Below are 370 nucleotides of genomic sequence, written 5' to 3'. Positions count from 1 at the left end.
TCGTCGATTTAACCATGATAGAAGGTTAACCCTCTCTTTTTTCAGGAACTCCACCATGATTTATACCCAAGGCACAATCTCAACCGTGTCCGGCTCGGCTATTGTCCGCGGTACGGGCACAAAATTTATATCGAATATCAACGGAGTCGCCCCCGGGCAGCTGATGTTAATCCAGTCCGGCAACAGTAATTTACCGCACATGATACAGGCAGTAAATTCAGACACCGAGCTGGTATTGGCGGATAACGCCAGTGTTACGCTCAACAATGTGAAATATCAGATTCAGACCACTGCCCCGGATTCCATTTCCGATGGGGTCAGGCATATAGTGGCGATTAACAGCTACATCACCCAGTTCCTCCAGAACATG

Annotated in this window: 1 protein-coding gene; it reads left to right on the top strand. The window is 48.1% G+C overall.

What is annotated here, in order from left to right; genetic code table 11:
- Positions 1-55: 55 nt before the first annotated feature.
- Positions 56-370, top strand: a 315-nt coding sequence (locus AAC854_RS23310) for a cupin domain-containing protein (protein WP_479715137.1), incomplete at its 3' end; no start/stop codon positions are given.

Source organism: Xenorhabdus entomophaga, assembly GCF_037996725.1.
GTDB lineage: Bacteria > Pseudomonadota > Gammaproteobacteria > Enterobacterales > Enterobacteriaceae > Xenorhabdus > Xenorhabdus khoisanae.
This window is presented reverse-complemented; position numbering and strand designations above follow the sequence as displayed.